This window comes from Bacteroidota bacterium, assembly GCA_008933805.1.
Lineage (GTDB): Bacteria > Bacteroidota > Bacteroidia > UBA8524 > UBA8524 > SB11.
The window spans coordinates 1-1311 of sequence record WBUH01000038.1 but is presented as its reverse complement, the minus strand read 5'-3'; the positions used below and the strand labels follow the sequence as shown (position 1 = coordinate 1311).

The window sequence follows — 1311 nt, the reverse complement described above, 5'->3', positions numbered from 1 at the left end:
GACTTTCACCCTCTAGAAAAAAAAATTAAATCCCCTATCTTTTGCTTTTAACATCTTTTATTTGCATATTTGATGTTTTTATAAAGCTTCGGATAGGTGTGCTTTGCTCATGCAGGGCACACACAGCACCTACCCAAAAGTGGCGGTTCAGTGGTTAAATCAAGCTTTGTGCATCTATCAAAGTTTGTGCTTAGCTGACAGTGAAGTTCTCCGAAATCGCCACCTTCGGGTAGCTGCAAACCGTTATGCGGCAGCTTAAAAAAGACGACAACAAAAAATTAAAACGACAATATGAAATTGGTAAGACCTGAAAAATTAAATCTTCTGACACATAAAGAACTTAATGAAACTTGGGTTCAAAAAGTAATTGCTGACGACCCTACAATTTTAGGACTTGGTGACCTTATTCTTAAAGACAAAGAACGTATTCACCCAAAAGCGGGTAGACTTGATTTACTTTTACAAGACGCAGAAAGTAAAAGAAGATACGAAGTTGAAATCCAACTTGGAAAAGTTGACGAGAGCCATATCATACGGACAATTGAGTATTGGGACATCGAAAGAAAACGGTATCCGCAATACGACCACTGTGCTGTAATAATAGCTGAAGACATTACAAGCAGATTTTTAAATGTAATCGGACTATTTAATGGATTTATTCCACTAATCGCAATTCAAATGTCAGCGTACCAATTTTCAGAAAATGAAGTGTCGTTAATTTTTACAACAGTATTAGACGAAGTAAATCTTGGACTTGTTGAAGAAGATGAAGAAACCAAAGAAGTGACTGACCGTAATTATTGGGAAACAATCAAAGGCACAAAACAAACTGTAGCATTGGCGGACACACTTTTAGAAATTGTTAAAGAGTTTAGCTCAGGTCTTGAATTGAAATACAATAAGTATTACATAGGGTTAGCAAAAAATGGACAGCCAAACAATTTTGCAATATTTAGAGCCAAAAAAAGCAGTATGCTTTTAGAAATAAGACTTAAACATTCACCTGAAATTCAGGAAAAATTGGACAATGCGAAACTTGACACTATGGACTATGACAACAAGTGGGGTAGATACAGAATTCGTGTCGACAAAAACGATATATCAAAAAATAAAGACTTGTTAAAAGAATTAATGATGCAATCATATGGAGTTGCAAAAGACGAATAGACAAGAAAGCCGACCGCATAATCGAGTAGACTGCCCTGACGCTTTCACGTCAGGGAGAGCCTCTCACACCACCGTACGTACGGTTCTCGTATACGGCGGTTCGCAAAATGATGGGTTAAGTTCTAGGTAAACATCCAACATGGC

Annotated in this window: 1 protein-coding gene; it reads left to right on the top strand. The window is 37.1% G+C overall.

Translation table 11 applies throughout. The features are described from left to right. Nucleotides 1-291: 291 nt before the first annotated feature. The gene (locus F9K23_18795) at nt 292-1167 is read left to right on the top strand and encodes a hypothetical protein (protein ID KAB2912562.1); all 876 of its coding nucleotides are present in this window, start codon (nt 292-294) and stop codon (nt 1165-1167) included. Nucleotides 1168-1311: the final 144 nt, after the last annotated feature.

Bases quoted from the DNA above. Each gene is read 5' to 3' on its own strand.
- F9K23_18795 (KAB2912562.1), top strand. From the start codon at position 292: ATGAAATTGGTAAGACCTGAAAAATTAAATCTTCTGACACATAAAGAA.